Annotated in this window: 2 protein-coding genes; one reads left to right on the top strand and one right to left on the bottom strand. The window is 73.6% G+C overall.

Annotated elements, in window-relative coordinates:
* A partial coding sequence (gene rsmD, locus VJR25_RS00820) for a 16S rRNA (guanine(966)-N(2))-methyltransferase RsmD (RefSeq protein ID WP_324111534.1) occupies window positions 1-569 on the bottom strand: 569 nt, incomplete at its 3' end.
* A 50-nt stretch (window positions 570-619) separates the two neighbouring features.
* On the opposite strand from rsmD, the gene VJR25_RS00815 reads away from it, so the two are divergent.
* Window positions 620-2,191 (top strand): ATP-dependent DNA helicase RecG (locus tag VJR25_RS00815; RefSeq protein ID WP_324111533.1); only part of this gene is annotated, 1,572 nt, incomplete at its 3' end.

Raw genomic sequence — 2,191 nt, 5'->3', positions numbered from 1 at the left:
GCGGGAACGCGATACCACCAGACGGCGGTGTCGCCGTAGCGCTTCTGCCGCTCGGGCGCCCAGGGGGCCGGTACCTCCGGCTCGGCGGAGCGTGCGGCGCGCTCGATGACGACGAGCGCACCCGGTGCGAGCGAGGTCTCGAGAGCCGTGAGCACGCGGGCGAGTTCGCCGTCGCCGAGATCGTACGGCGGGTCGAGGAAGACGAGGTCGAACGGCCCGCGCGCGACCGCCACGAAGGCCCCCACGGACTGCCGGTGCACCCGGACGGCCGTCGCCGGCAGCGCCCCGGCCATCGCCTTGTGCACCCGGGCGGCGTTGGCGCGGGTGAGCTTCTCGGCAGCCGGGGCGTGCTCGACGAGGTCCGCGGATGCCGCTCCCCGGCTGACGGCCTCGAGACCCAGCGCGCCGGTGCCGGCGTAGAGGTCGGCGACCCGGGCGTCGTCCAGGGCATCCGCCGACTCGAGCGCGGCGAAGAGGGACTCGCGCACCCGATCGCTGGTGGGGCGGGTGCCGCTCGGGGGAGCGGCGAGCACGGTGCCGCCGGCGCGGCCGGCGATGATGCGAGGCACGCTCCCACCCTACAAACGTCGATGTCGGGCGTCCCGCCTAGACTTGCCGCATGTCGTCGCACGGTCTCGAAGCCCGCCTCGACGGCATCCTCGGCGGCCGCACGGCAGGCGTCCTCGACCGCGCCTTCGGGATGCAGACGGTCGGCGACCTGCTCGCCCACTACCCGCGCCGCTACGCCGATCGCGGCGAGCTGACCCCGATCTCGTCCCTCATCACCGGCGAGCAGGTGACGATCGTCGCGCAGATCCGGTCCGCCCAGCAGCGGCCCATGCGCAACCGGCCCGGCAAGCTGCTCGAAGTCGCCATCACCGACGGCCGCGGCGAACTCACCATCACGTTCTTCAACCAGGCCTGGCGGCTGAACGAGCTGGTGCCCGGCCGGCAGGGCATCTTCTCCGGCAAGGTCGGGGAGTACAAGGGCGGCAAGCAGCTGTCCCACCCCGACTACCAGATGTTCGACGACGCTGACACGGCGCGGGCCACCGCCGAGGCCCACGAGCACGAGCCGATCCCCATCTACCCGGCCACGGCGGCGGTGCCGAGCTGGCAGCTGCAGAAGTTCGTCGGCACGGCGCTGACCGGCCTCGGCGACGTCCCCGATCCGCTTCCCGAGCAGCTGCGCATGCGCGACGGGCTGCTCACCGCGCGCGAGGCGCTCCAGCGCATCCACCGGCCGGACTTCGCCGACCAGGTGCCGCCCGCGCGGCGCACCCTGCGCATGCACGAGGCGCTCGTGCTGCAGACCGCGCTGCTGCAGCAGCGATCGCTCGTGCGGGCGCTGTCCGCGACGAAGCGCCCTGCCGGGGCCCTGCTCGCGCGGTTCGACGCGGCGATGCCGTTCACGCTCACGCCCGACCAGCAGGCGGTCGGCGGGCAGATCGCCGCCGACCTCGTCGGCGACTGGCCGATGAACCGACTGGTCCAGGGCGAGGTAGGCTCCGGCAAGACGCTCGTCGCTTTGCGGGCGATGCTGCAGGTCGCCGACGCCGGCGGCCAGAGCGCGCTCATCGCGCCGACCGAGGTGCTCGCCGGTCAGCATCTGCGCTCGATCGTGCGGATGCTCGGTCGAGACCTCGCGCCCGAGCTGATGCCCACCCTGCTCACCGGCCAGATGCCCGCTGCCGACCGTCGTCGCGCGGCGCTGCTGGTCGCCTCTGGACAGGCCCGAATCGTCGTCGGCACGCATGCGCTGCTCAGCGACAAGACCACCTTCGCGGACCTCGGCCTCGTCGTGGTCGACGAGCAGCACCGGTTCGGCGTGGAGCAGCGCGAGACGCTGCGGGCGAAGGGCTCGAGCCCGCACGCGCTGGTGCTCACCGCCACCCCGATCCCGCGCACGGTCGCGATGACCGTGTTCGGAGACCTCGACGTGTCCACGATCCGCACCATGCCCGCCGGGCGCGCCGGCATCCAGACGTTCGTGGCGCCGCTCGCGGATCGGCCGGGCTGGTTCGGCCGTGTGTGGGAGCGCGTCACCGAAGAGGTCGCGGCCGGTCACCAGGCGTTCGTGGTGTGCCCGGCCATCGACTCGGAGGCATCCGGGTCGTCGTCGGGAGAGGATGCCGCCGCGCCCGAGGTCGCCGGGGAGGCGGCCCGGCCACGGTGGGGCGTCGTGCAGGTC

The sequence above is a fragment of the Microbacterium sp. genome, assembly GCF_035277845.1.
Classification (GTDB): Bacteria; Actinomycetota; Actinomycetes; order Actinomycetales; family Microbacteriaceae; genus Microbacterium.
The sequence above is the reverse complement of the archived record's forward strand: the minus strand, read 5'-3'. Positions and strand labels throughout refer to the sequence as shown.